The 24,888-nt window shown below is 67.1% G+C and carries 20 protein-coding genes and 1 pseudogene; 15 read left to right on the top strand and 6 right to left on the bottom strand.

The genetic code is table 11. The annotated features are described in order from the left end of the window. Window positions 1–5: 5 nt before the first annotated feature. From DOM54_RS05130 to DOM54_RS05120, 3 genes are read right to left on the bottom strand one after another with little or no spacing between them, the layout of a single operon-like run. Window positions 6–1,709: a dihydrolipoyllysine-residue acetyltransferase gene (locus DOM54_RS05130; protein WP_110715308.1), complete on the bottom strand. Its 1,704-nt coding sequence runs from the start codon at window positions 1,707–1,709 to the stop codon at window positions 6–8. Between the two features lie 8 nt (window positions 1,710–1,717). Beyond that, entirely contained in the window at window positions 1,718–2,695 is a 978-nt protein-coding gene (locus DOM54_RS05125) for an alpha-ketoacid dehydrogenase subunit beta (protein ID WP_110715307.1), read from the bottom strand. Next, window positions 2,692–3,900, bottom strand: coding sequence for a thiamine pyrophosphate-dependent dehydrogenase E1 component subunit alpha (locus DOM54_RS05120; protein ID WP_110715306.1), 1,209 nt, complete (start codon window positions 3,898–3,900; stop codon window positions 2,692–2,694). Before DOM54_RS05120 ends, DOM54_RS05125 begins: the two co-directional genes overlap by 4 nt. Before the next feature lie 284 nt (window positions 3,901–4,184). Between DOM54_RS05120 and DOM54_RS05115 the strand changes: the two genes are divergently transcribed. The 7 genes and pseudogenes from DOM54_RS05115 (at window position 4,185) to DOM54_RS05085 (ending at window position 11,948) form a co-directional block, all read left to right on the top strand. After that, window positions 4,185–5,351, top strand: a complete 1,167-nt coding sequence (locus DOM54_RS05115) for an acyl-CoA dehydrogenase family protein (RefSeq protein WP_110715305.1) — start codon at window positions 4,185–4,187, stop codon at window positions 5,349–5,351. Continuing rightward, entirely contained in the window at window positions 5,348–6,178 is an 831-nt protein-coding gene (locus DOM54_RS05110; RefSeq protein ID WP_110715304.1) for an enoyl-CoA hydratase, read from the top strand. Before DOM54_RS05115 ends, DOM54_RS05110 begins: the two co-directional genes overlap by 4 nt. Then, a complete protein-coding gene (locus DOM54_RS05105) occupies window positions 6,175–7,338 on the top strand; it encodes an enoyl-CoA hydratase/isomerase family protein (protein ID WP_110715303.1) in 1,164 nt (387 codons plus the stop codon). The genes DOM54_RS05110 and DOM54_RS05105 overlap by 4 nt, the downstream gene beginning before the upstream one ends. Beyond that, window positions 7,325–8,095: an SDR family NAD(P)-dependent oxidoreductase gene (locus DOM54_RS05100; RefSeq protein ID WP_110715302.1), complete on the top strand. Its 771-nt coding sequence runs from the start codon at window positions 7,325–7,327 to the stop codon at window positions 8,093–8,095. The genes DOM54_RS05105 and DOM54_RS05100 overlap by 14 nt, the downstream gene beginning before the upstream one ends. A 45-nt stretch (window positions 8,096–8,140) precedes the next feature. Further along, window positions 8,141–9,331: an acetyl-CoA C-acyltransferase gene (locus tag DOM54_RS05095; protein ID WP_110715301.1), complete on the top strand. Its 1,191-nt coding sequence runs from the start codon at window positions 8,141–8,143 to the stop codon at window positions 9,329–9,331. A 151-nt stretch (window positions 9,332–9,482) separates the two neighbouring features. Then, window positions 9,483–10,652: pseudogene (locus DOM54_RS05090) on the top strand (AMP-binding protein); the annotation flags it as partial. 120 nt (window positions 10,653–10,772) lie between these two features. Beyond that, entirely contained in the window at window positions 10,773–11,948 is a 1,176-nt protein-coding gene (locus DOM54_RS05085) for an ATP-binding protein (protein ID WP_110715299.1), read from the top strand. Between the two features lie 21 nt (window positions 11,949–11,969). Here DOM54_RS05085 and DOM54_RS05080 read toward each other — a convergent pair whose 3' ends face one another. Beyond that, a complete protein-coding gene (locus tag DOM54_RS05080) occupies window positions 11,970–12,395 on the bottom strand; it encodes a hotdog fold thioesterase (protein ID WP_110715298.1) in 426 nt (141 codons plus the stop codon). A 225-nt stretch (window positions 12,396–12,620) separates the two neighbouring features. On the opposite strand from DOM54_RS05080, the gene DOM54_RS05075 reads away from it, so the two are divergent. From DOM54_RS05075 to DOM54_RS05040, 8 genes are all read left to right on the top strand, one after another. Then, on the top strand, window positions 12,621–14,006 hold the full coding sequence (locus DOM54_RS05075) for a GntP family permease (protein ID WP_110715297.1): 1,386 nt from the start codon (window positions 12,621–12,623) through the stop codon (window positions 14,004–14,006). Window positions 14,007–14,010: 4 nt separating this feature from the next. Next, complete coding sequence (locus DOM54_RS05070) at window positions 14,011–15,681, top strand: acyl-CoA synthetase (protein ID WP_110715296.1); 1,671 nt, start codon at window positions 14,011–14,013, stop codon at window positions 15,679–15,681. Between the two features lie 31 nt (window positions 15,682–15,712). Beyond that, a complete protein-coding gene (locus DOM54_RS05065; RefSeq protein WP_110715295.1) occupies window positions 15,713–16,180 on the top strand; it encodes a MaoC family dehydratase in 468 nt (155 codons plus the stop codon). A 289-nt stretch (window positions 16,181–16,469) separates the two neighbouring features. After that, on the top strand, window positions 16,470–17,639 hold the full coding sequence (locus tag DOM54_RS05060) for an isovaleryl-CoA dehydrogenase (protein WP_110715294.1): 1,170 nt from the start codon (window positions 16,470–16,472) through the stop codon (window positions 17,637–17,639). Window positions 17,640–17,738: 99 nt separating this feature from the next. Beyond that, complete coding sequence (locus DOM54_RS05055) at window positions 17,739–19,346, top strand: carboxyl transferase domain-containing protein (protein WP_110715293.1); 1,608 nt, start codon at window positions 17,739–17,741, stop codon at window positions 19,344–19,346. A 129-nt stretch (window positions 19,347–19,475) separates the two neighbouring features. Further along, window positions 19,476–20,309, top strand: a complete 834-nt coding sequence (locus DOM54_RS05050; protein ID WP_110715292.1) for an enoyl-CoA hydratase-related protein — start codon at window positions 19,476–19,478, stop codon at window positions 20,307–20,309. Continuing rightward, window positions 20,306–22,456 (top strand): acetyl/propionyl/methylcrotonyl-CoA carboxylase subunit alpha, encoded by a 2,151-nt coding sequence (locus tag DOM54_RS05045; RefSeq protein WP_110715291.1) that lies wholly within the window; start codon window positions 20,306–20,308, stop codon window positions 22,454–22,456. The genes DOM54_RS05050 and DOM54_RS05045 overlap by 4 nt, the downstream gene beginning before the upstream one ends. Window position 22,457: 1 nt before the next feature. Beyond that, entirely contained in the window at window positions 22,458–23,369 is a 912-nt protein-coding gene (locus DOM54_RS05040; RefSeq protein ID WP_110715290.1) for a hydroxymethylglutaryl-CoA lyase, read from the top strand. Between the two features lie 63 nt (window positions 23,370–23,432). On the opposite strand, the gene DOM54_RS05035 is transcribed toward DOM54_RS05040, so the two are convergent. Together DOM54_RS05035 and DOM54_RS05030 are read right to left on the bottom strand one after the other, a co-directional pair. Continuing rightward, complete coding sequence (locus DOM54_RS05035) at window positions 23,433–24,128, bottom strand: class I SAM-dependent methyltransferase (protein WP_106419016.1); 696 nt, start codon at window positions 24,126–24,128, stop codon at window positions 23,433–23,435. Window positions 24,129–24,302: 174 nt separating this feature from the next. Next, on the bottom strand, window positions 24,303–24,848 hold the full coding sequence (locus tag DOM54_RS05030) for a hypothetical protein (RefSeq protein WP_110715289.1): 546 nt from the start codon (window positions 24,846–24,848) through the stop codon (window positions 24,303–24,305). Window positions 24,849–24,888: the final 40 nt, after the last annotated feature.

Raw genomic sequence — 24,888 nt, 5'->3', positions numbered from 1 at the left:
TCGCCTCAGCGCAGCTCGGTGAGCATGCTCTCCGGCGCTTCCAGGTAGCCCTTCCAGCGGTTGCAGAAGCGCGCCATTGTGCCGCCGTCCAGCACGCGGTGATCGCCGGACCAGGTCACGGTCATGATCGAACGCGCCACCACCCGCCCCTCGGCATCGAAACGCGGCAGCCGCTGCACCCGGCCGAGGGCGACGATCGCCACCTCCGGCGCGTTGATGATCGGCATGGCATAGGTGCCGCCGAGCACGCCGATGTTGGAGATGCTGATGGTGCCGCCCTTGAGATCCGCCGGCGAGACCCGGCCCTCCCGCGCTGCCCGGGTCAGGCGCTCCACCTCGCTCGCCACCTGGCGCAGGCTCAGCCCCTCCACATGCTTGACGTTGGGCACCAGCAGGCCGCTCTGGCTATCCACCGCCATGCCGATATGGCACCCGGGCTGATAGTGGATCGCCTCGGCGGCGGCATCGAAGCGGCAGTTGAGTAGCGGGAACTCGCTCACCGCCAGCGCCAGCGCCTTCATCAGCAGCGGCATCAGAGTCAGCCGCTCGTCGCGCTCGGCGAAACTCGCCTTGAGCCGCTCGCGCAGGGCCAGCAGCTCGGTGACATCGAACTCGTCGCCGTAGGCGAAGTGGGGAATGCTCGCCGCGGCCTCGCTCATGCGCCGCGCCATCACCGCGCGGATGCCCTTGAGCGGCTCGATCCGATCCGCCGCCGCCGTCTCGCCAGCGGTGGTGGTCGGGCTCTGGCTCCGGGCCTGGGTCTGATTCTGGGCGCCGCGCTCGGCCGTAGGCTGGGCTGTGTCGGCGGCACTGTCACGGCGCTGCTGGAACGCCAGCACGTCCTCCTTGAGCACGCGGCCATCCTTGCCGCTGCCGGGGATCTCATCGAGCGTCAGCCCCAGCTCGCGCACTCGCCGGCGCACCGCCGGGCTAGCGGGAATCCGCCGCCGGCCGGTGTTGTCCCGCGCCGAGCGAGCGGCTGACGACGACCCGGCTCCGCTCTGGGCAGCATGAGTCGCGGCCTTCCCGGCCTGGGCGTGCGTTTCACGTGGAACAGCGCCGGTGGCCGCCGGGGTGTCACCGGACGGGCCGAACTCATCGCCGGCTTGCGGAATGTACGCGAACAGCGGCGAGTGCACCTTGGCAACCTCGTCGAGCTGACAGTACCGGCGCACCAGTCGGCCCGCCTCCGGCGCGGTGATCTCCATCACCGCCTTGTCGGTGCTGACCTCGACGACCGGCTGATCCTCGGCGATCTCGTCGCCCTCCTCGACGTGCCAGGCCACCACCTCGCACTCGACGATGCCTTCGCCCAGGTCGGGCAGGATGAAATCCTTCGATCTCGCCGGTTCCGTTCCCTCTTCGTCCGGCCCGGGCGGCTGCAGGTTCTCGTCCTCGGGAGTGGCGGCAGCCGGCTGGGGCGGCCGAGCATCGTGATGAGGCCGGGTGTCGGTACCGGATCGGGCGCTATCGGCAACGCTTTCGATGGCGAACAGCGGCGCATGGACCCGTGCCGTCTCCCCCTCGCGGACGTAGAGCCGCGTGACGCGGCCGGCCTCAGGGGCGGGAATTTCCACCAGCGCCTTGTCGGTGGTCACCTCGGCGACGGGCTGGTCCTCGGCGATGGTATCGCCCTCGCTGACCAGCCATTTCACCACTTCGCACTCGACGATACCCTCGCCGATGTCAGGCAGCAGGAAATCGCTCATCTCACCTCCTAGAAATCCATCGTGCGGTGGATGGCATCGAGCACCTTCAACGGCCCCGGCATGTACTCTTTCTCAAGCGTCAGCGGGAACGGCGTGTCGAGCCCCGTCACGCGCTCGATCGGCGACTCCAGATAAAGGAAACAGCGGCTCTGGACGGTGGCGGCGATCTCGGCGGCGAATCCCCCGGTCAACGGCGCCTCGTGACTGACGATCAATCTCCCGGTCTTGAGCACCGACTCGACCACGGTATCGATATCCCACGGCACGATGGTGCGCAGGTCGATGATTTCACACGAGATACCCGCTTCCTCGGCCATCTCCGCCGCCTGCTCGACAACCTCCAACTGGGCGCCCCAGGCCAGCAGCGTGATGTCTTCACCGGCCTTGACCACCTCGGCCTGACGCAGCGGCAGCTCGTAGTCGTCGTCTGGCACCTCGCCCACCGACGCACGATAGAGCCGCTTGGGCTCGAAGAAGATGACCGGATCCGGCGAGCGGATCGAGGCCAGCAGCAGCCCCTTGGCCTGGTGCGGGTTGCGCGGTACGACCACGGTCAGCCCCGGGGTGTGGGCGAAGTAGGCTTCCGGCGATTGCGAATGGTAGTGACCACCGGCGATCCCGCCGCCATAAGGTGCGCGCACCGTCAGCCCGCCGACATCGAACAGATTGCCGGAACGATAGCGAAACTTGGCGGTTTCGTTCACCAGTTGATCGAAAGCGGGGAAGATGTAGTCGGCGAACTGGATCTCGGCCACCGGCACCGAGCCCTGGGCGGCCAGGCCGTTGGCGAAACCGACGATGCCCTGTTCCACCAGCGGGGTATTGAAGCAGCGATCGCGGCCATATTTTTCCTGCAGGTGGCTGGTGGCACGGAACACGCCACCGAAGACACCGACGTCCTCGCCGAAGCAGAGCACGCGCTCATCGGCAGCCATCGCGGTATCCAGCGCGTTGTTGACGGCCTGGAGCAGATTCATCCGGCTCATGCCTGGCCCTCCGTCTTGGTGTCGCCATCCAGCCAGGGCGCGCTTCGGGGATAGGCCTCGGGATGACGTCCGATATGGGCCTTCAACGTCGCGAGCTGTTCGCGCAGCAGTGCCGGTGTCTCGGCATAGACATCGCTGACCAGCCTCTCCAGCGCCGGCGGGCGACGCTTCTCCGCCTGTTTCATGGTTTCCAGCACCTCACGGCGCAGCGACTCGGTCAGTTCGCGCTCTTCGTCCTCGTTCCACCAGCCCCGCTCGATCAGCCAGCGCTGCATTCGGCGCAGGGGGTCCTTCTTGTGCCACGCCTCCTCTTCCTTCTTGCTGCGGTAGCCGGAGGGGTCGTCGGAGGAGGAGTGCGCCGCCAGGCGGTAGGTCATCGCCTCGATCAACACCGGTTCGTTATCCTCCACCGCCAGCCGCCGGGCCTCGCGGGTCGCCTCGTAGACCGCCAGCACGTCGTTGCCATCGACCCGGATCGACTGCATGCGATAGCCGAAGGCGCGCGCGGCGACGCCATCGCCGGCGAACTGCTCGGTGACCGGGGTGGAGATGGCGTAGCCGTTGTTACGACACAGGAAGATCACCGGCACCTTGTGCACCGAGGCCATGTTGAGCGCGGCGTGGAAATCTCCCTCCGAGGCCGCCCCTTCGCCGAAGATCGTCAGCGTACAGTGGCCCTGGCCGGCCAGCTTCTGACCGTAGGCGTAGCCGGTGGCCTGGGGAATCTGGGTCGCCAGCGGCGAAGAGATCGTCAGGTAGTGAAGGTCTCGCGAGCCGTAGTGGATCGGCATCTGGCGACCGTGGGCGGTGTCGCGCTCGTTGCCGAACAGTTGATCCATGAACTCGTCGGTGGTGAAGCCGCGGTAGGCCAGTGCCCCCTGCTCGCGGTACTGGGCCATGATCATATCGGCGTCGGCCAGCGCCGCCGTGCTGCCGATCACTGCCGCTTCCTCACCGGTGCACTGCATGTAGAAACTGAGCCGACCCTGGCGTTGGGCCGCCATCATGCGCTCGTCGAGCACCCGGGTGTAAAGCATGGCGCGATAGAGGCGTCGCGCGGTGGTCTCATCGAGAGAGGTTTCACTGGCCCCGGCATAGAGAGTGCCGTCGGGCTTGAGCAGGGTGAACACGGGGATCTGGATGTCGTCGCCATTGGCAAAAACCGGCTTGTGGACGGGTTTCGCCGTGGATCGGGTCTTTTTCATCTGACATGTCCTGAGATCGATGACCAGGGTCGAGCCGCCTCGTGAGCCGCCCTTTCCCATGAGCCGACAGGTCGGGAAACGACCGGTTTCGACAGCCGCCTCAACATGTGACCTTGACGTCAATGTCAACTTGTCGCCATCCGACCTTGGTCTTTCAGCACTAGGTCCTATTGTCCTGCGCGACGGCACGTCGCTAGAACAGAGCGACGCGCCCGATCTACCCGGTCAACCGCGTGCGCCCTCTCACAACGAGGCTTTTCCCAGACGAGGAGTGTCGACTGCTCATGAACTTCGAACTCGACGCCGACCAGCAGGCCTACCGGGATGCCGCACGCCAGTTCGCCCAGCGCGAACTGGCGCCCAACGCCGCCGAATGGGACGCCAACAGCGTCTTTCCGGTGGAGGTCCTGCGTCAGGCCGGAGACCTCGGCTTCTGCGGCCTGTACACCCCGGAAGCCGCCGGCGGGCTGGGGCTGAGCCGCCTCGACGCGACCCTGATCATCGAGGAGCTGGCCCAGGGCTGCACCTCCACCACCGCCTTTCTGACCATCCACAACATGGTCAACTGGATTCTCGCCAGCTACGCCACTGAGGCCGTGCGCGAGGCCTGGCTGCCGTCGATGCTCACCGGTGAGAAGCTCGGCTCCTACTGCCTTACCGAACCCAACGCCGGCTCCGATGCCGCCTCGCTGCGCACCCGGGCGCGCCGCGACGGCGATGCCTACGTGATCGATGGCAACAAGATGTTCATCTCCGGCGCCGGGGATACCCAGCTGCTGGTGGTGATGGCCCGCACCGGTGCCCCCAATAGCGGCGCCGGCGGCATCTCCGCCTTTGCCGTGCCGGCGGACACCCCGGGCATCGACTACGGCAAGAAAGAGACCAAGATGGGCTGGAACAGCCAGCCTACCCGGGCGATCAGCTTCGATGGCGTGCGCGTGCCGGCGGACCACCGCCTCGGCGACGAGGGCGAAGGCTTCCGTATCGCCATGCGCGCCCTCGACGGCGGGCGTATCAATATCGCCACCTGTTCGGTGGGCACCGCCCAGGCCGCGCTCACCACCGCCCACCGCTACCTGAACGAGCGCGAACAGTTCGGCCGGACGCTGGCCAGCTTCCAGGCGCTGCAGTTCAAGCTCGCCGACATGGCCACCCAGCTCGTCGCCGCGCGCCAGATGGTGCGCCTGGCGGCGAGCAAGCTCGACCGCGGCGATCCCGACGCCACGCTCTACTGCGCCATGGCCAAGCGCTTCGCCACCGACCAGGGCTTCGCCATCTGCAACGAGGCCCTGCAGCTCCATGGCGGCTACGGCTACCTGCGCGACTACCCGCTGGAGCGTCACGTGCGCGACTGCCGGGTGCACCAGATTCTCGAAGGCACCAACGAGATCATGCGCCTGGTGATCGCCCGCCGCCTGCTCGACAAGGACGACCTGGAGACCCTGATATGACCGACCACGCCGCCGACGGCCTGCGCCTGGAACGCCGTGGCGCTATCGCCGTGCTGACCATCGACAACCCACCCGCCAACACCTGGCACGAAGGCTCGCTGACGGCGCTCGCCGAGCATCTCGACGCGCTGGCCGCCGAACCCCAGCCGCCGGCGCTGGTGATCACCGGCGCCGGCGACAAGTTCTTCTCCGCCGGGGCCGACCTCAAGCGCTTCACCGAAGGCAAGGCCACCGCACTGGAGATGGCGACCCGCTTCGGCCGCGCTTTCGAGACCCTGAGCGCCTACCCCGGGGTCACCATCGCCGCGATCAACGGCTACGCCATGGGCGGCGGGCTGGAGTGCGCGCTGGCCTGCGACATCCGGATCGCCGAGCGCCAGGCGAAGCTGGCGCTGCCCGAAGCCAAGGTGGGGCTGCTGCCCTGCGCCGGCGGCACCCAGCACCTGCCGTGGCTGGTCGGCGAAGGCTGGGCCAAGCGCATCATCCTGTGCGGCGAGCGTATCGATGCCGAGCGCGCGCTGAGCATCGGTCTGGTCGAGGAGCTGGTCGACGCCGGCCAGGCGCTGCCCACCGCGCTGGCCCTGGCCGAGCAGAGCGGCGGCCAGAGCCCGGACGCGCTGATACGCTGCAAGCGCCTGATCATGAATGCCCGCGACCACGGCATGCCCCACGGCTACCGCATGGAGCGCGAGCTGTTCATGGAACTGTTCGACACCGCCGCCCCGGGGGAAGGCATCAGCGCCTTCCTCGACAAGCGCCCACCGCGCTGGCGCGAGGCCCCGACTTCGGGCGCTGCCGACGACACCGGCGACGGAGATCAGGCATGAGCGCGCCGGTGCAATTCGACACCCTGGCCACCGCCGACGGCCACCGTCTCGGACGCATCGTCCTTGATGCCCCCAAGAGTCTCAATGCGCTGTCGCTGGAGATGATCGAGGCCATCCAGGCGCAGATCGACGCCTGGGCCGCGGACCCCGAGATAGTCGCGCTGTGGCTGGAGGGCGCCGGCGACAAGGCGTTCTGCGCCGGCGGCGACGTGGTCGCGCTCTATCACGCCATCGCCGAGGGCCGCACCGGCCGCGATCCCGAGGCCGCGGATGGCGCCGTGGCGCGCTACTTCACCCACGAGTATCGCCTCGACCACGCCCTCCACACCTATCCCAAGCCGATCGTCGCCTGGGGTGACGGTATCGTCATGGGCGGCGGCATGGGGCTGCTCGCCGGGGCCTCGCATCGGGTGGTGACGCCGCGCTCGATGCTGGCGATGCCGGAGATCACCATCGGCCTCTACCCGGACGTGGGCGCGAGCTGGTTCCTGAACCGTATGCCGGGAGCCAGCGGCACCTTCCTCGGCCTGACCGGCGCCCGCCTCAACGCCAGCGACGCCCTGTTCGTCGGTCTCGCCGACCGCCTGATCGCCGCCGAACGCCGCGATGCGGTGATCGACGATCTGCTCGGCGCCGACTGGTCGCGGCCGCGCCCGGCACTCGACCGAGTGCTGCGCACGCACGCCGCCGCGAGCCGCGAGCTCGCCCCGCCCGCCGAAGTCGCCCCGCGCCAGGAGGCGATCGCCGCACTGACCGACGCCGACAGCGACGAAGATCTGATCGCCGCGGTCATCGCCGCCAGCGACAGCGACGACGCCTGGATCGCCCGCGCCGCGCGTAGCCTGGCCGCCGGTTCACCGCTCTCGGCGCGGCTGATCCTGCGCCAGCTGGCGCGCTGCCGGCGGGTCTCACTGGCCGAGGCGCTGCGCAGCGAGCTCGACCTGTCGCTGGCCTGCGCCAATCACGGCGATATTGCCGAGGGCGTGCGTGCGCTGCTGATCGACAAGGACAGGACTCCCCGGTGGCAGCATCGGCACGGTGAGGTACCCGACGCCGATATCGCGGCCTGCTTCGTTTCCCCGTGGGATCGCGATGGTCATCCCCTGCGCGATCTCGACGATCGGCCTGCCGACGAGGAACCGATTCATGCAACTGACTGACCACACCTTCATCGTCACCGGCGGCGGCTCCGGCCTGGGTGCCGCCACCGCCCAGCGGCTGGTGGCGGCCGGCGCCCGCGTGACCCTGGCCGACCATGATGAGGCAGCGGCGCAGGCCCACGCCGCGTCGCTGGGGGCGAACGCCCTGGCGGTGACCGCCGATGTCACCCAGGCGGCAGATGCCGAGCGGGTGATCGCCACCACCCGCGACCACTTCGGCGCTCTCCACGGGCTGATCAACTGCGCCGGGGTGGCGCCGGCGGAGAAGATCCACGGCAAGCGCGGCGTGCACGATCTCGAACGCTTCCGCCGGGTGGTCGATATCAACCTGATCGGCACCTTCAACATGCTGCGCCTGGCAGTGGCGGCGATGCAGGAGAACCCGGCGACGGAGGACGACGGCGAGCGCGGGGTGGTGATCAACACCGCCTCGGTGGCGGCCTACGAAGGCCAGATCGGCCAGGCCGCCTACGCCGCCTCCAAGGCCGGCGTGGTCGGGCTGACCCTGCCCGCCGCCCGCGAGCTGGCCAGCTCGGGCATCCGGGTGATGGCGATCGCCCCCGGCATCTTCGACACCGCCATGATGCAGGGCATGCCGGAGGAGGTGCGCGAGAGCCTCAACGCCAAGGTGCCGTTCCCGCCGCGCATGGGCCACGCCGAGGAGTACGCCGCGCTGGCCTGCCAGATCCTCGAGAACCGCTATCTCAATGGCGAGGTGATTCGTCTGGATGGCGCCATTCGCATGAGTGCGCGGTGAAAAACGACTGAGCATCGATCCCTCACCAGTATGGGAGAGCAGCCTATGAAAACCCCGGACCCGATCGTCATCGTCGGCGCCAAGCGCACGCCGATGGGCGCTTTCCAGGGCGCCCTGGGCGGACTTGACTGCCCGCAGCTGGGCGCGGCGGCGATTCGCGGCGCCCTCGAACAGGCCCGACTGGCACCCGACAGCCTCGACGAGCTGATCATGGGCTGCGTGCTCCCCGCCGGGCAGGGCCAGGCGCCGGCGCGCCAGGCGGCACTCGGCGCGGACCTGGCCGAGTCGACGCCCTGCACCACCGTCAACAAGATGTGCGGCTCCGGCATGAAGGCAGTGATGCAGGCGTTCGATACCCTCTCGCTGGGTCACGCCGCCCACGCCATCGCCGGTGGGATGGAGAGCATGAGCAACGCCCCCTACCTGCTGCCCAAGGCGCGCGCCGGGCTGCGCATGGGGCATGCCCAGGTGCTCGATCATATGTTTCTCGACGGGCTCGAAGACGCCTACGAGCCGGGGCGGCTGATGGGCACCTATGCCGAGGATTGCGCCCAGGCCTTCGGCTTCGGCCGCGAGGCCCAGGACGCCTACGCCATCGCCTCGCTGACCCGCGCGCGCCAGGCGATCGAGAGCGGTGTCTTTCGGGATGAGATCGTCGCCCTCGACGCCCCCGCCGGCCGCGACACCCGCCGGGTCGACCAGGACGAACAGCCGCACAAGGCCAATCTCGAGCGCATCCCCCAGCTCAAGCCCGCCTTTCGCGAGGGTGGCAGCGTCACCGCGGCCAACGCCAGCTCGATCTCGGACGGTGCCGCGGCGCTGATGCTGATGCGCCAGCGCGAGGCCGAGCGCCAGGGTCTGACCCCGCTGGCGCGTCTCCACGGCCACGCCAGCCACGCCATGCGCCCGGGCGATTTCCCGGTGGCGCCGATCCACGCCGTGCGCAAGCTGTACGAGCGGCTCGGCTGGTCGCGGGAGAGCGTCGATCTCTACGAGATCAACGAAGCCTTCGCGGTGGTGGCGATGGCGGCCATGCGTGAGCTCGCTCTCGACCACGAACGGGTCAACGTGCACGGCGGCGCCTGCGCCCTGGGCCACCCGATCGGCGCCTCCGGCGCGCGCATTGTGGTCACGCTGCTCAACGCGCTCGCCCATCACGACCTGACCCGGGGCGTGGCGGCGATCTGCATCGGCGGCGGCGAAGCCACGGCGGTAGGTATCGAACGGCTGCGCTAGGCGCGGCCTGAAAAGTGCGGCGGTTCAGGACAAAGACAAGAAGAGAGGAAGAGAGATGCACAGCCACGACCCGGGCGCCCCGGCGCATGCTCAATTTCCAGCGCCCAGCTACGTCAGCGGCACCAGCGAGCAGCCACTACTCCCCGAGCTCGCCACCCCGGGCATGTGGCGCTGGGACGAGCTGCACGCCCTCGCCGAGGCGGTACCCGCCGCACGCCTGGCGGCGCTGCAGGCCGAACTGCAGTTCGACGACCCGATCAACATCCAGTACACCTCCGGCACCACCGGTGCGCCCAAGGGGGTGACACTGACCCACCACAACATTCTCAACAACGGCTACTTCGTCGGCGCCGGGATGAACCTGCAGCCGGCACAACGCGTGGTGATCCCGGTGCCGCTCTACCACTGCTTCGGCATGGTGATGGGCAACCTGGCATGTCTCACCCACCGCGCCACCATGATCTATCCCAACGCCGCCTTCGACCCGGCGGCCACCCTGCGTGCGGTGGAAGCCGAGCGCGCCGACGCCCTCTACGGCGTGCCCACCATGTTCATCGCCGAGCTCGAACACCCCGAGTTCGCCAACTTCGATCTCTCCAGCCTGCGCACCGGCATCATGGCCGGCTCCAACTGCCCGGTGGAGGTGATGAAACGGGTGATCGAGCGCATGCACATGGAAGCGGTCACCATCGCCTACGGCATGACCGAAACCAGCCCGGTGAGCCTGCAGACGCGCCCCGACGCGCCGCTGGAGAAGCGCGTCGCCACCGTCGGCACCATTCATCCACACCTGGAGGTGAAGATCATCGACCCGGCCAGCGGCCAGGTGCTCCCGCGCGGCACCAGCGGCGAACTCTGCACCCGCGGCTACAGCGTGATGCAGGGCTACTGGGACAACGACGCAGCCACCCGCCAGGCGATCGACACCCACGGCTGGATGCACAGCGGCGACCTGGCGATGATGGACGACGACGGCTATGTGGCGATCACCGGGCGCATCAAGGACATGATCATCCGCGGCGGCGAGAACCTTTACCCGCGCGAGATCGAGGAGTTTCTCTACACCCACCCGGCGATCTCCGACGCCCAGGTGTTCGGCGTGCCGGACGCCCGCTACGGCGAGGCGGTGGCGGTGTGGATACGCCTGGTGGAGGGCGCCGAACTCGATGCCGAAGGCGTGCGCGCTTACTGCCGCGAGCGCATCGCCCACCACAAGATTCCGCGCTACGTGAAATTCGTCGACGACTTCCCGATGACCGTCAGCGGCAAGGTGCAGAAATTCCGCATGCGCCAGGCGATGAGCGACGAGCTGGCGCCATAAAATGCTCCGGGGAGTAGAGCCGGACGGTGGATATCCGATAGGTCTAATGAAAACTACGGAAGACTAGCGTTTTTTCCTAGTTTTCGTTATCTATCTCTAGTCTCTCTTGCAGGACTTGATATGGACCCGTTCAACAACCCCTTCGCCCCCGGTGCCGGGAGCCGCCCTCCAGAGCTTGCGGGTCGCGATACGATCCTACAGGCCGCACGCGTCTCATGCGGGCGGGCGCTCAAAGGAAGAGCGGCACGCTCCATCATGCTGCTGGGCCTTCGAGGAACCGGCAAAACGGTTTTGCTCAGCGAAATTGGCCGAATCGCGGAGGCCGAAGGCTGTCTCGTATCCAGGGTCGAAGCACCAGAAGAGACCCAACTGGCCAATCTGCTTTATCCAGAGATGCGCAAGGTCTCACGTGCCCTGTCGAGCGTAGAAACCGCTCGGCATCATGCTTCACGCGCGCTCGGTGGGCTGCGCAACTTTGCTTCGGTGTTCAATATCGAGGTGGGAGGCGTGAATATCGGTGTGGAGCCCGCCAGCGAGCCCGGCCTGGCAGAGAGCGGCGACATGCAGCACGACTTGCCGGATCTCTTCGAACAGATCGGCCGTGCCGCCCAAGCAGCCAACAAGGGCTGGGTCCTGCTCATCGATGAGGTGCAATATCTCTCCCAGCAAGATCTCGCAGCATTGATCGTCGCGCTTCATCGCGTATCTCAGGAGGGGCGGCCAATTCTCTTCGTCGGTGCGGGTCTACCCCAAGTAGCGCGCCTAGCCGGCGATGCCAAATCCTATGCGGAAAGGTTGTTCAGCTACCCCGGGGTGGGCGCTCTCGACGAGGCCGCCACTACCGTGGCAGTCGAGAAGCCGATCCGAGACGAGGGAGCCTCCATTTCCCAGGACGCGCTGGCCGCCATCTTCGCCATGACGAACGGCTATCCGTTCTTTCTGCAGGAACTGGCTTACTTTGCCTGGGACAACGCGCCTGGGCCCAGTATCGACGCAAACGATGTCCGACACGCCTACACGCAGACCCTCGCCTCCTTGGATGAGGGATTTTTCCGCGTGCGCTTGGATCGTCTGACCAGAGCCGAAGTGGGATTCGTCAAGGCGATGGCGGCACTGGGTGACGGTCCCTATCAGGTCTCCGACATCGCGCGGGCAATGGGACGCACGCAGAAATCGATCGGCCCAGCCCGCGCCAGCATCATTCACAAAGGCATGATTTACAGCACTGATCACGGCTACCTGGATTTCACTGTCCCGCTCTTTGCCGACTTCATCAGGCGTCGACACATCGAGTAAGCAGAGTAGTCGTACCCTGTCTCAGGCCGCCTTGACCACCGCCATGGTCAACCGCGACACGCACACCAGCCGGCCGCGCTCGTCCTCGATGCGGATCTCCCACAGTTGAGTGGTGCTGCCCAGGTGCAGCGGCCGGGCGCACCCCTCGACCCAGCCTTCACGCACCGCGCGCACATGGTTGGCATTGATCTCGAGCCCTACCGCCATCTTGTTCGGGTCCGCCAGGCACAGGTTGGCGGCAATGCTGCCCAGCGTCTCCGCCAGCACCACCGAGGCGCCGCCGTGGAGCAGACCATAGGGCTGGTGGGTGCGCGCATCCACCGGCATGCGCCCGCGCAGGCAGTCGTCACCCAGCTCTGTGAACTCGATCCCGATATGCGCGACCAGCGTCTGCTGGCACTGGGTGGCGAGGGCTTCCAGGGAAGCGGAACGTTTCCAGATCGACATCGATGGTCTCCTTGATCGACAGATAGGGGCAGCGGGGAGTCTCCCCCTTTCGGCTAGTTGGCGCGATACCATGTTGACGTTAACGTTAATCGATCTCTATGGTCATGTCGTCCCGTGCGGCATCGCGCCACGCGCGTCTCCCGCAGCGCTGACAACGCACACAATCATAACAACACGGCTCCGGCGTGCCTGCGCCATGAGCCCCCGACACAAGGGCCTGGCACCATGAGTACCCTGGCTATCGTCGTCTCGCTGATCCTGCTGATCGTTCTCGCCTATCGCGGCATCACCGTGCTGCTGCTGGCGCCGCTGATGGCGTCGCTGGCGGTGCTGCTGTCCGGGGAAGCCGGGCTGCTGCTGCCGATCTACACCGGCACCTTCATGAGTGCGCTCGGCGGCTATCTGATCAAGTTCTTCCCGCTGTTCATCCTGGGTGCCCTGTTCGGCCAGTTGATGGCCGACTCCGGTGCGGCGCATGCCATCGCCAACTGGATCATCAAGCGCCTCGGCACCCGCCACGTGGTGCTGACCGTGGTGCTGGCCTGCGCCATTCTCACCTACGGCGGCGTGTCGCTGTTCGTGGTGGCGTTCGCGGTCTTCCCCATTGGCGCAGCGCTGTTCCGCGAGACCGGCACGCCCAAGCGGATGATCCCCGGTGCCATCGCCCTGGGCTCGTTCACCTTCACCATGACTGCGCTTCCCGGCACGCCGGCGATCCAGAACGCGATCCCGATCCCGTTCTTCCACACCACCAGCTTCGCCGCGCCCGGGCTCGGCATCATCGCCGGGGCGATGATGCTGGGCCTTGGCACCTGGTGGCTGCAGTCCCGTGCCAGCAAGGCGATGCGCCAGGGCGAGGACTACGGTCATCACCCCAACGAGAAGATCGACATCGCCGAGGTGCCCGTCATCGGCACCGTCGCTGCCTTCGCCCCGCTGGTGATGGTGATCCTGCTCAACGGCCTGCTGACCTACTGGATTCTGCCGAGCCTCGATTTCTCGCAGCTGCCGGAAGAACGCTTCGGCGCCCTCGACCCCAATTCGATGCTCGGACTGTGGGCGATCATCATCGCGCTGCTGATCTCCTGCGCCTGGTTGATCGTCAGCCGCTGGCGCCACTGGGTGGATCTCAAGGAGACCATCAACAAGGGCTGCTTCGGCTCGATGCTACCGGTGTTCAATACCGCCTCCGAAGTGGGTTACGGCGCGGTGATCGCCAGCCTCGCCGGCTTCGTGGTCATTCGCGATGCGGTGCTGAGCCTGGCGCCGGGCAATCCGTTGATCTCCGAGGCGGTGTCGATGAACGTGCTGGCGGCGGTCACCGGCTCCTCCTCCGGCGGCATGAGCATCGCCCTCAGCGTGCTCGGCGACGACTATCTGCGCATGGCCAACGCGGTCGGCCTCGACCCCGAGCTGCTGCACCGGGTCGCCACCATCGCCGCCGGCGGCATGGATACCCTGCCCCACTCCGGCGCGGTGATCACGCTGCTGGCGATCTGCGGCCTCACCCACCGCCAGGCCTACCCCAACATCGCCGCGGTCACCATCGTGGTGCCGATGATCACGCTGGTCGCGGTGATCACCCTGGGCACCCTGTTCGGGAGTTTCTGAGCCGATGAAGGCACCCAACTCCGGCGCCCTGCTGCCAGCGGAGAGCGATTACGACCACCTCCACGCCACCTTCGCGTGGGAGGTGCCGGCGCGCTTCAACATCGCCAGCGTCTGCTGCGACCGCTGGGCGGAGGACCCCCAGCGCCTGGCGATGATCGAGATCGGTGACGATGGCAGCGCCCGCGAGATCACCTTCGCCGAGCTCCAGTGCGGTGCCAACCGGCTGGCCAACAGCCTGGTCGCCCAGGGCGTGCAGCCCGGCGACCGGGTCGGGGTGCTGCTGCCCCAGCGTCACGAGACCGCGCTGGTGCATCTGGCCTGCTTCAAGCTGGGGGCGATCGCGGTGCCGCTGTTCAGCCTGTTCGGCCCCGAGGCGCTGCTCCACCGGCTCGCCGACTGCGGCATGCGCGCCATCGTCAGCGACGCGCGCGGCCTGGCGACGCTCGACGAGATTCGCCACCAGCTACCGGCGCTGCAGGCGATCTACACCGTCGATGCCGTGCCCGAGCCGGGGCGCGCCACCGCTGACGCGCTCGATTTCCACGCCGAGCTGGCCGCTGCCAGCGACGCCTTCGTCACCCGCGATACCCATCCCGACGACCCGGCGCTGATCATCTACACCTCCGGCACCACCGGCAGCCCCAAGGGCGCGGTGCACGGCCACCGGGTGCTGCTGGGGCATCTGCCGGGGGTGGAGATGTCCCACAACCTGCTGCCGCAGCCCGGTGACCGCCTGTGGACGCCGGCCGACTGGGCCTGGATCGGCGGCCTGCTCGACGTGCTGCTGCCGGCGCTCTACCACGCGGTGCCGATCGTCGCCCACCGCATGCTCAAGTTCTCGCCGGAGGCGGCGTTCGCGCTGATCGAGCGCCACCGCGTGCGCAACCTGTTCCTGCCGCCGACCGCGCTCAAGCTGATGCGTCGAGTCGAGCAGCCGCAACGCCGCTGGCAGCTCGACGTGCGCAGCGTCGCCAGCGGTGGCGAGTCGCTGGGGGAGGCGCTGCTGACGTGGGGGCAGGAGACCTTCGGCCTCACCATCAACGAGTTCTACGGCCAGACCGAGTGCAACATGGTGCTCTCGGCCTGCGCGGCGCTCGGCGTGCACCGCCCGGGGGCGATCGGCAAGGCGGTACCGGGGCACGAGCTGGCGATCGTCGACGCCGAGGGTAGGCGGCTCGCCGACGGCGAGACCGGGCATATCGCGGTGCGCGCGCCGGACCCGGTGATGTTTCTGCACTACTGGCAGAAGCCGGAGGCGACCGCGGCCAAGTTCGCCGGCGAGTGGCTGCTGACCGGCGACATGGGCCGCCGCGATGCCGAGGGCTACTTCAGCTTTCTCAGCCGCGATGACGACGTCATCACCAGTGCCGGCTACCGCATCGGCCCCGCGCCGATCGAGAACTGCCTGCTGGGCCATCCGGCGGTGCGCATGGCCGCCGTGGTAGGCAAGCCTGACGAGCTGCGCACCGAGATCGTCGCCGCCTACGTGGTGCTCGCCGAAGGCTGGGACGCTTCCCCGGCGCTGGTGGAGACGCTGCAGCAGCACGTGCGCTCGCGCCTGGCGGCCCATGAGTACCCGCGCGAGATCCACTTCGTCGACGAATTCCCGATGACCGCCACCGGCAAGATCGTGCGCAAGGCGCTGCGAACGCTGGATCGCGACGAGACCCCATGAACACGCCCCTTGCGAGCCCTGGAGTGATCGCATGAACTTTGTCGGCAACGCCTTCGACGAGATCGCCGTCAATGACACCTTCGGCCAGACCCTGACCATCACCGAAGCGCATATCGTCCAGGCCTGTGGCCTGTTCGGCGACTTCAACCCGCTGCACAGCAACGACGCCTTCGCCCAGCAGACACGCTTCGGCCAGCGCATCCTGCACGGGCCGATGACCTCGGCCTACATGACCGCCTCCATCGGCATGTACTTCTATGCCACCGCAGTCGCCTATCTGGCGCACGACTGCCGCTTTCTGGCCCCGGTCTTCGCCGGTGACACCCTGACCACCGAGTGGCGCATCGCCGAGCTGATCGCCAAGCCCCACCATCAGGGCGGCATCGCGGTGCTGGCGGGGCACTGCCGCAACCAGCGCGACGAGATCGTCGCCGAGGCCGACGGCAAGATCCTGCTGCTGGATCGGGCGGCGGTCTCGGGGGAGGCCCGATGCTCTTAGTCCTCCTCGAAGAGCCTAGGTGCTATCTGAAAAGTCGACGAGCGAAGGCCAGGCAAGGCAAAAATCGGCGAAAACGCGGAGTTTACGGGGTGTAAATGAGCATTTTGAGCCGATTTTTAACGCCGCATGGGCGAGCGCAGTACTTTTCAGACAGTGCCTAAGACCATGGTCGAGGGGCTATGGCCCTATCTAAATATTGACGTTAACGTCAACGTATAAAGCCGAGAGCGCCTGCGAGCCATGGCCCGCGACCCCGCGTTCTTGCCTATCGACAGCGGAGGATCATCCGATGCACGCCCCCTACACCGAGCTCGATTTCGGCCTCGACGACGAGTTGAACATGCTGCGCGAACAGGTCAACGCCTTCGCCCGCGACGAAATCGCCCCGCGCGCGGCCCAGATCGACCACGACAACGCCTTCCCCGCGGACCTGTGGCAGAAGTTCGGCGACATGGGCCTGCTCGGCATCACCGTCAGCGAAGAAGACGGCGGCAGCGGCATGGGCTACCTGGCCCACTGCATCGCCATGGAGGAGATCTCCCGGGCCAGCGCCTCGGTGGGGCTCTCCTACGGCGCCCACGCCAACCTCTGCGTCAATCAGATCAAGCTCAACGCCACCGACGAGCAGAAGGCCAAGTACTTGCCCAAGCTGATCAGCGGCGAGCACGTGGGGGCGCTGGCGATGTCCGAACCCGGCGCCGGCTCGGACGTGGTCTCGATGAGCCTGCGCGCCGACAGGCATGGCGACCACTACGTGCTCAACGGCAACAAGATGTGGATCACCAACGGCCCCGACGCCGACGTGCTGGTGGTCTACGCCAAGACCGACCCCGAGGCCGGCGCCAAGGGCATCACCGCCTTTCTGATCGAGAAGGGGTTCGCCGGTTTCTCCACCGCGCAGAAGCTCGACAAGCTGGGCATGCGCGGCTCCAACACCTGCGAGCTGGTGTTCGAGGATTGCCAGGTGCCGGCGGAGAACGTGCTGGGCGAGGAGAACCGCGGCGTGCGCGTGCTGATGAGCGGGCTCGACTACGAGCGCACGGTGCTCGCCGCCGGCCCGATCGGGATCATGCAGGCGTGTCTGGACGTGGTGGTGCCCTACGTCCACGAGCGCAAACAGTTCGGTCAGGCGATCGGCGAGTTCCAACTGATCCAGGGCAAGCTCGCCGACATGTACACCACGCTCAACGCCTGCCGCGCCTATCTCTACGCCGTGGCCGGCGCCTGCGACCGCGGCCGGGTCAGCCGCAAGGACGCCGCCGGGGTGATCCTCTACTGCGCCGAGAAGGCGACCCAGATGGCGCTGGATGCCATCCAGCTGCTCGGCGGCAACGGCTATATCAACGAGTACCCCACCGGGCGGCTGCTGCGTGACGCCAAGCTCTACGAGATCGGCGCCGGCACCAGCGAGATTCGGCGGATGCTGATTGGCCGAGAACTGTTCGCGGAATCGGCGTAAACCCAGCCGTAAGCCATAAGCTTTAAGCTGTAAGTAACAGCATTGCGGTTTTTCTTACAGCTTCCGGCTTATAGCTTATAGCTCATCTCGGAGAGATGAATGGCTATTCTTCAGACCCAGATCAACCCCCGCGCCGAGGCCTTCCAGGCCAATGCCCAGGCGCTGCGGGCGGAGGTCGACAAGCTCCACGCGCTGAGCGCCGAGATCGCCCGGGGCGGCGGCGACAAGGCCCGCGCCCGGCACGAGTCCCGCGGCAAGCTGTTCGTGCGCGAGCGCATCGACCAGCTGCTCGACGAGGGCGCGGCCTTTCTCGAGATCGGCGCGCTGGCGGCGCATGAGGTCTACGACACCCCGGTGCCCGCCGCCGGCGTGGTCGCCGGCATCGGCCGGGTCAGCGGCGTGGAGTGCGTGATCGTCGCCAACGACGCCACGGTCAAGGGCGGCACCTACTTCCCGCTGACGGTGAAGAAGCACCTGCGCGCCCAAGAGATCGCCCGCAAGCACCGCCTGCCCTGCCTCTACCTGGTCGACTCCGGCGGCGCCTACCTGCCGGAGCAGGACGAGGTCTTCCCCGACCACGACGACTTCGGCCGCATCTTCTACAACCAGGCCACGCTCTCCGCCGCCGGCATCCCGCAGATCGCGGTGGTGATGGGCTCGTGCACCGCCGGCGGCGCCTACGTGCCGGCGATGGCCGATGAATCGATCATCGTGCGCAACCAGGGCACCATCTTTCTCGGCGGCCCGCCGCTGGTGAAGGCCGCCACCGGTGAGACCATCAGCGCCGAGGATCTCGGCGGCGCGGACGTGCACGCACGGATCAGCGGCGTGGTCGACCACTATGCCGAGAACGACGCCCATGCGCTGCAGCTCGCCCGCCGCGCGGTCTCCCGGCTCAACTGGCGCAAGCGCGGCGAACTGGCGCTGCGCGAATCCCGCCCGCCGCGGCTCGACCCTTCGGAGCTCTACGGCATCGTCGGCACCGACCTGCGCAAGCCGTATGACGTGCGCGAGGTGATCGGGCGGCTGGTGGACGACTCCGACTTCGACGAGTTCAAGCGCTATTACGGCGACACCCTGGTCACCGGCTTCGCCCACTGGTGCGGCCATCCGGTGGGTATCGTCGCCAACAACGGCGTGCTCTTCTCGGAGTCCGCGCAGAAGGGCGCGCACTTCATCGAACTCTGCGCCCAGCGCCAGATCCCGCTGATCTTTCTACAGAACATCACCGGCTTCATGGTCGGCTCGAAGTACGAACAGGAGGGCATCGCCAAGCACGGCGCCAAGCTGGTCACCGCCGTGGCCTGCGCCAAGGTGCCCAAGTTCACCGTGCTGATCGGCGGCAGCTTCGGCGCCGGCAACTACGGCATGTGTGGCCGCGCCTATGACCCCAATCTGCTGTTCATGTGGCCCAACGCGCGCATCTCGGTGATGGGCGGCGAACAGGCGGCCAACGTGCTGGCGCAGGTGAAACGGGAGCAGATGGAGCGCGACGGCAGCGACTGGCCGGAAGACGAGGAAGCCGCCTTCAAGGCGCCGATCCGCGAACAGTATGAGCGCCAGGGGCACCCGTACTACGCCAGCGCCCGGCTGTGGGACGACGGCGTGATCGATCCATTGCAGACCCGCGATGTGATCGGCCTGGCGCTGTCGGCAGCCCTAAACGCCGAGATACAAGAGACGCGTTTCGGCGTCTTCAGGATGTGAGCCCCTTGCTACGCAAGGGGAGCTATAAGCTTGAAGCTGGAAGTTTCCGCCGCACGCTTCGAAGGCCTAACTGGGGTTCTTACAGCTTAAAGCTTACGGCTTACCGCTTTACCGATGAGGCCGCTGTATATGACAGACACGACAAGCTTTGCAAAGCTTCGGTTCGACTCCCGCGGCGTCGCGCGGCTGACGCTGGACCGCCCCGCGGTACACAACGCCTTCGACGACGCCTTGATCGCCGCGCTCAATGCCCATCTCGAGCGCCTCCACGCCCTGGCTGCGAGCGGCGAGGTGCGGGTGGTGGTGCTCGGCTCCCACGGCAAGCACTTCTCCGCCGGGGCGGATCTCGCCTGGATGAAGCGCATGGTCGACTACAGCGTCGACGACAATCTGGCCGACTCGCGCCAGCTCTCGCGCCTGATGCGGGGGCTGGACACCCTACCCTGCCCTACGCTCTGCCGAGTGCAGGGTGCGGCCTACGGCGGCGCGGTGGGGCTGGCCGCCTGCTGCGATCTGGTCATCGCCTCGGATGCGGCGCGCTTCTGCCTCTCCGAGGTCAAGATCGGCCTCTCGCCGGCAGTGGTCGGGCCGTACGTGCAGCGCGCCATCGGCGCCCGCCAGATGCGCCGCTACGCGCTGACCGCCGAGGTGATCGACGCCCCCACCGCCCGCGAACTGGGGCTGGTGCACCAGGTGGTGACTGGCGACGCACTGGATGAAGAGATCGAACGCCAGATCGGCACCCTGCTCGCCGCCTCTCCCCAGGCCCAGCGCGCCACCAAGGCACTGCTCGCGCAGATCGCCCGCGAACCGGAGAGCGACGCCACCCGCGAGGCCGCGTGCCGCACCATCAGCGAGCTGCGGGTCAGCGCCGAAGGCCAGGAAGGGCTGGCCGCCTTCTTCGACAAACGCCCGCCCGCCTGGCTCGCGGCCAGCGGCGGCGACAAGGAGCCGCGCTCATGAGTCTCGCCACTGCGCCCCGCCCGCTGCGCGCGGTACTGATCGCCAATCGCGGCGAGATCGCCTGCCGCGTGATCCGCACCGCGCGGCGCCTCGGCCTGCGCACCATCGCGGTCTATTCGGATGCCGACGCCCGCGCCCGCCACGTGCGCGAGGCCGACGAAGCGATCCGCCTCGGCCCGGCAGCGGCCGGCGAGAGCTATCTCGCCATCGACAAGGTCATCGCCGCCGCCCAGCGCAGCGGCGCCGACGCCATCCACCCGGGCTACGGCTTTCTCTCCGAGAACGCCGAGTTCGTCGCCGCCTGCGACGCCGCCGGGCTCGTCTTCATCGGCCCGCCGGGCAGCGCCATCGCCGCCATGGGCGACAAGGCCGCTGCCAAGGCGCGCATGGCCAGCGCCGGCGTGCCGCTGGTGCCCGGCTATCACGGCGAAGCGCAGGACGACGCCCTGCTGCGGGAAGAAGCCGGCAAGATCGGCTACCCGGTGCTGCTCAAGGCCAGCGCCGGGGGCGGCGGCAAGGGCATGCGGGTGGTCGAGTCCGAGCGCGAGTTCCAGGCGGCACTCGACGGCTGCCGCCGGGAGTCTCGCGCCTCGTTCGGTGACGAACGCATGCTGATCGAGAAGTACCTGACCCAGCCGCGCCATGTCGAGGTACAGGTGTTCTGCGACAGCCTCGGCGCCGGCGTCTACCTGTTCGAACGCGACTGCAGCGTGCAGCGGCGCCACCAGAAAGTGCTCGAAGAGGCCCCCGCGCCGCACCTGCCCGAAGCGCTGCGCCGCGAAATGGGCGAGGCCGCGGTGCGCGCCGCCCAGGAGATCGGCTATGTCGGCGCCGGCACGGTGGAGTTCCTGCTGGATGCCGGCGCCGAGACCACGCAGGAGCACGGCTCACCGTTCTACTTCATGGAGATGAACACCCGGCTGCAGGTCGAGCACCCGGTCACCGAGATGATCAGCGGCGAGGATCTGGTCGAGTGGCAGCTACGGGTCGCCGCCGGCCTGGCGCTGCCCAAGGCGCAGAGCGAACTGACGCTCACCGGCCACGCCATCGAAGCGCGGCTCTACGCCGAAGACCCGGACAACGACTTCCTCCCCGCCACCGGCAAGCTCCTGCGCTTCGCGCTGCCGCTGGAGAGCGCCGATTCGCACGAGCGCATCCGCCTGGACAGCGGCGTCGAGGCCGGCGACACGGTGACCATGCACTACGACCCGATGCTGGCCAAGCTGATCGTCCACGGCGAGGATCGCGGCCAGGCCCTGGCCGAAATGGCCCGCGCCCTGGCCGCGCTGGATATCAGCGGCGTGACCACCAATCGCCGCTTCCTGCAGCGGCTGGTGACCCACCCGGACTTCATCGCCGCCGAGCTGAATACCCGCTTCATCGAGCACTATCACGACGATCTGTTCGCCGCGCCCCACGCCACCGATGCCGATATCGCCCGCGCGGCCCTGGTGGCGATGGAGCATCTTGCTAACGGAACACCGCGCGCCGACGACCCCTGGCAGCGCCGCGACGGCTGGCGGCTCAATGCACCGCGCCGGCTACGTCTCGCCTTCCAGGAGACCGACGGCAGCGGCGCGTACGAGGTGATCGCCACCCAGGGACTAACACAGGGTCTGGCACAGGGACTGACACAAGAACCAGCACAGGCGACCTGGCAGCTTCAGATACAGCGCGACAGCGAGGAAACGAGCCGACTCGCCGGGCAGTGCCAGCGCCTCGACAACGACACCCTGGCGCTCACCCTGGATGGCCATCGCCAGCGCCTTTTCGCCCGGCTCGACCCGGCCAGCGAGGGCGACGCCATCGTGCTCACCGCCGCAGGTCAAGAGTCGCGCCTGATCTGGCGCCGCGCCGACCGCGCCGACCATCTACCGCAAGAGACCGAAGCCAAGCTGACCGCGCCGATGCACGGCACCGTGGTGGCGCTGCTGGTCGAACCCGGACAGACAGTGGAGAAAGGCACGCCGCTGGTGGTGGTAGAAGCGATGAAGATGGAGCACACCCTGAGCGCCCCCGCCGACGGCGCGGTGGAAGCCTTCCATGTCGCGGTGGGCGACGCCGTGGCGCAGGGGGATGAGCTGCTCGCTTTCGCCAACGCCGAGGCGATGAACGACGCCGGCGCCGACACGAGTGGGGACAACTAAGATGGGGATGCCGAAGCACGTCAGTATCGTCGAAGTTGGCCCGCGGGACGGCTTGCAGAACGAAGCCGAGCCCATCGCCACCGCCGCCAAGCTGGAACTGATCGAGCGGCTCGGCGCGGCGGGGCTCAAGCGGATCGAAGCGGCGAGTTTCGTCTCGCCCAAATGGGTGCCGCAGATGGCGGATCACCGCGAGGTGATGACCGGCATTCGACGCCGGCCGGGCGTGATCTACTCCGCACTCACGCCCAATCTCAAAGGGCTGGAAGCCGCACTCGAGTGCGGCGTCGAGGAGGTCGCCGTCTTCGCGGCAGCGAGCGAAGCCTTCTCGCACAAGAACATCAACTGCTCTATCGCCGAATCGCTGGCGCGCTTCGAACCGGTGGTCGAACGCGCCCGGGAAGCCGGCGTGCGCGTGCGCGGCTATGTCTCCTGCGTGCTCGGCTGCCCCTACGAAGGCAACATCGCCCCGCAGCGGGTCGCCGAGGTTTCCCGGGCGCTTTATGAGATGGGCTGCTATGAAATCTCGCTGGGCGACACCATCGGCGTCGGCACCCCGCTCGAGGCCAAGCGCCTGCTCGACGCCGTGGGCCGGGATATCCCCAGGGACATGCTCGCCGCCCACTTCCACGACACCTACGGCCAGGCGCTAGCCAACCTCTACGCCGTGCTCGAAGAGGGCATCGGCGTGATCGACAGCGCCGTCGCCGGACTCGGCGGCTGCCCCTACGCCAAGGGCGCCACCGGCAACGTGGCCACCGAAGACGTGATCTACCTGCTCAACGGCCTCGGCATCGACAGCGGCGTGGATCTGGATAACTTGGCAGAGACAGGGGTGTGGATAACACAGACGATCGGCAAGCCGAATCGGTCGAGGGTGGGGGTGGCGCTGGCGGCGAAGCGAACCTCTTCATAACGGAACCCCCTAGCCAACTCACGAGCTTGCAGGAATCGCTTCCAAGGATAGAGGGGTATTCACTCAAGCCCGGCGGGAAAGCCATGCATGGATCAACCCCGCCTGGAAAAACGGCACCGGAAGTTCGAAACCGCCTGCCTCGATGATCGAGGCAATCCGCGCTGGCGGTAGCACACCGACATCATGCGCATAGGCATGGCGCATCCGCGCCATCATCTCTTCGGAGACATCGGCCGCGGACATCATGTTCATCCACGCGTGAAGCAGTACGTCATATTCGGGTGACGCGATGTCTGACGCCAGGTCGGCGCTTGCGAGAATGCCACCCGAGTTGAGTTTCGCGGCAATGCCACGGAAGAAACCGGAGCGCTCGTCGAGATTCGTGATGAACTGCGAGACGAGCAGGCAGGTCGCGGCATCGTGTAGCTCGGCGGTGGGTAGTGACTCCAGATACCCCTCATGGAAGGTGCAGCGAGACGTCACGCCTTCCTTCTCGGCCCTTTCCCGACAGACGTCGAGCATACGCCCCGACGGCTCCACGGCCGTAAAACGCCAACCAGGATGCTGTGAGGCGAGATAGAACAGCTCATCGCCCGTCCCCACCCCGACACAGAGAATTCGTGCCTCCGCCGGCAAATCCGCGAACAACGACCCCAGCAACAGATGCAGGCAATTCCGAATCGGTGACGTTTTGGCCCACTGCTGGTCGTAGCTTGCCGCCTGCTGGTCGAACAGTGCCTTGATCTCGTCCTGGTTCATCTTATTCCCTGCGGTTAATCCTGATGCTGACAATCGGCCAACGTACGCGACTGTCCGATTGATAACGAATGATGGGTTTGCCGGGGTGCGGATAACACAGCCCCTCGGCAGGCCAAATCGGTCCAAGGTAGGCGTGGCGTTGGCGCCGCGCTAGCCATTCATGGATCAATCGCTCTAGGCTGCGCGATCTAGCTGGGCTTGAAACGAGCGAGACAACTCAATATAGGTGCGCGCCGCCTCTTTCGTCGGCTCCAGATCGCGAGCCACCTCGCGACGCAGACGCCGCAGCTCGTGATACAGCGTCACCTGTGGCTGCTCGATCAGACCCGCCTGCACCAGCAGTTCCGGCAGCCGAGCCGCTGATACCTCGCCCGGGCCACTATCTTCGCTTTCCTGTGACGATAGCGATGCGCGGGCCGCGCGCTCCAGTCGAGTCCACGCCTCCAATATCGCCGTACGGGGATGGCGCTCGGCCAGCTCGGTAAGGAAAGTCTCCTCTTCACCGGCACGCGCGTTCACGACGTCACCCCGACCTGGCGACAGCGAGCGCAACTGCTCGAGGTCGTGCTCGAACTCAGCCTCGATAGGCCCGGCACGCAGCTTCTTGATGAAGGATCCAAACTGCAGAATTTGGTCGCGGAAGAGAAGCGCGAGAATGAGGGCGAACACCGGCCAGGCCAGCGACCGGACAAGGCTCGAAATGAACGTCAGCCAATCCATCGTCAGTACTCGGTTGGTTCCGCGTGCATGAGTCTAGGCA

The sequence above is a fragment of the Salinicola acroporae genome (assembly GCF_003206615.1).
Taxonomy (GTDB): Bacteria; Pseudomonadota; Gammaproteobacteria; order Pseudomonadales; family Halomonadaceae; genus Salinicola; species Salinicola acroporae.
The sequence above is the reverse complement of the archived record's forward strand: the minus strand, read 5'-3'. Positions and strand labels throughout refer to the sequence as shown.

Bases quoted from the DNA above. Each gene is read 5' to 3' on its own strand.
- DOM54_RS05130 (WP_110715308.1), bottom strand. From the start codon at position 1,709: ATGAGCGATTTCCTGCTGCCTGACATCGGCGAGGGTATCGTCGAGTGC.
- DOM54_RS05125 (WP_110715307.1), bottom strand. From the start codon at position 2,695: ATGAGCCGGATGAATCTGCTCCAGGCCGTCAACAACGCGCTGGATACC.
- DOM54_RS05120 (WP_110715306.1), bottom strand. From the start codon at position 3,900: ATGAAAAAGACCCGATCCACGGCGAAACCCGTCCACAAGCCGGTTTTT.
- DOM54_RS05115 (WP_110715305.1), top strand. From the start codon at position 4,185: ATGAACTTCGAACTCGACGCCGACCAGCAGGCCTACCGGGATGCCGCA.
- DOM54_RS05110 (WP_110715304.1), top strand. From the start codon at position 5,348: ATGACCGACCACGCCGCCGACGGCCTGCGCCTGGAACGCCGTGGCGCT.
- DOM54_RS05105 (WP_110715303.1), top strand. From the start codon at position 6,175: ATGAGCGCGCCGGTGCAATTCGACACCCTGGCCACCGCCGACGGCCAC.
- DOM54_RS05100 (WP_110715302.1), top strand. From the start codon at position 7,325: ATGCAACTGACTGACCACACCTTCATCGTCACCGGCGGCGGCTCCGGC.
- DOM54_RS05095 (WP_110715301.1), top strand. From the start codon at position 8,141: ATGAAAACCCCGGACCCGATCGTCATCGTCGGCGCCAAGCGCACGCCG.
- DOM54_RS05085 (WP_110715299.1), top strand. From the start codon at position 10,773: ATGGACCCGTTCAACAACCCCTTCGCCCCCGGTGCCGGGAGCCGCCCT.
- DOM54_RS05080 (WP_110715298.1), bottom strand. From the start codon at position 12,395: ATGTCGATCTGGAAACGTTCCGCTTCCCTGGAAGCCCTCGCCACCCAG.
- DOM54_RS05075 (WP_110715297.1), top strand. From the start codon at position 12,621: ATGAGTACCCTGGCTATCGTCGTCTCGCTGATCCTGCTGATCGTTCTC.
- DOM54_RS05070 (WP_110715296.1), top strand. From the start codon at position 14,011: ATGAAGGCACCCAACTCCGGCGCCCTGCTGCCAGCGGAGAGCGATTAC.
- DOM54_RS05065 (WP_110715295.1), top strand. From the start codon at position 15,713: ATGAACTTTGTCGGCAACGCCTTCGACGAGATCGCCGTCAATGACACC.
- DOM54_RS05060 (WP_110715294.1), top strand. From the start codon at position 16,470: ATGCACGCCCCCTACACCGAGCTCGATTTCGGCCTCGACGACGAGTTG.
- DOM54_RS05055 (WP_110715293.1), top strand. From the start codon at position 17,739: ATGGCTATTCTTCAGACCCAGATCAACCCCCGCGCCGAGGCCTTCCAG.
- DOM54_RS05050 (WP_110715292.1), top strand. From the start codon at position 19,476: ATGACAGACACGACAAGCTTTGCAAAGCTTCGGTTCGACTCCCGCGGC.
- DOM54_RS05045 (WP_110715291.1), top strand. From the start codon at position 20,306: ATGAGTCTCGCCACTGCGCCCCGCCCGCTGCGCGCGGTACTGATCGCC.
- DOM54_RS05040 (WP_110715290.1), top strand. From the start codon at position 22,458: ATGGGGATGCCGAAGCACGTCAGTATCGTCGAAGTTGGCCCGCGGGAC.
- DOM54_RS05035 (WP_106419016.1), bottom strand. From the start codon at position 24,128: ATGAACCAGGACGAGATCAAGGCACTGTTCGACCAGCAGGCGGCAAGC.
- DOM54_RS05030 (WP_110715289.1), bottom strand. From the start codon at position 24,848: ATGGATTGGCTGACGTTCATTTCGAGCCTTGTCCGGTCGCTGGCCTGG.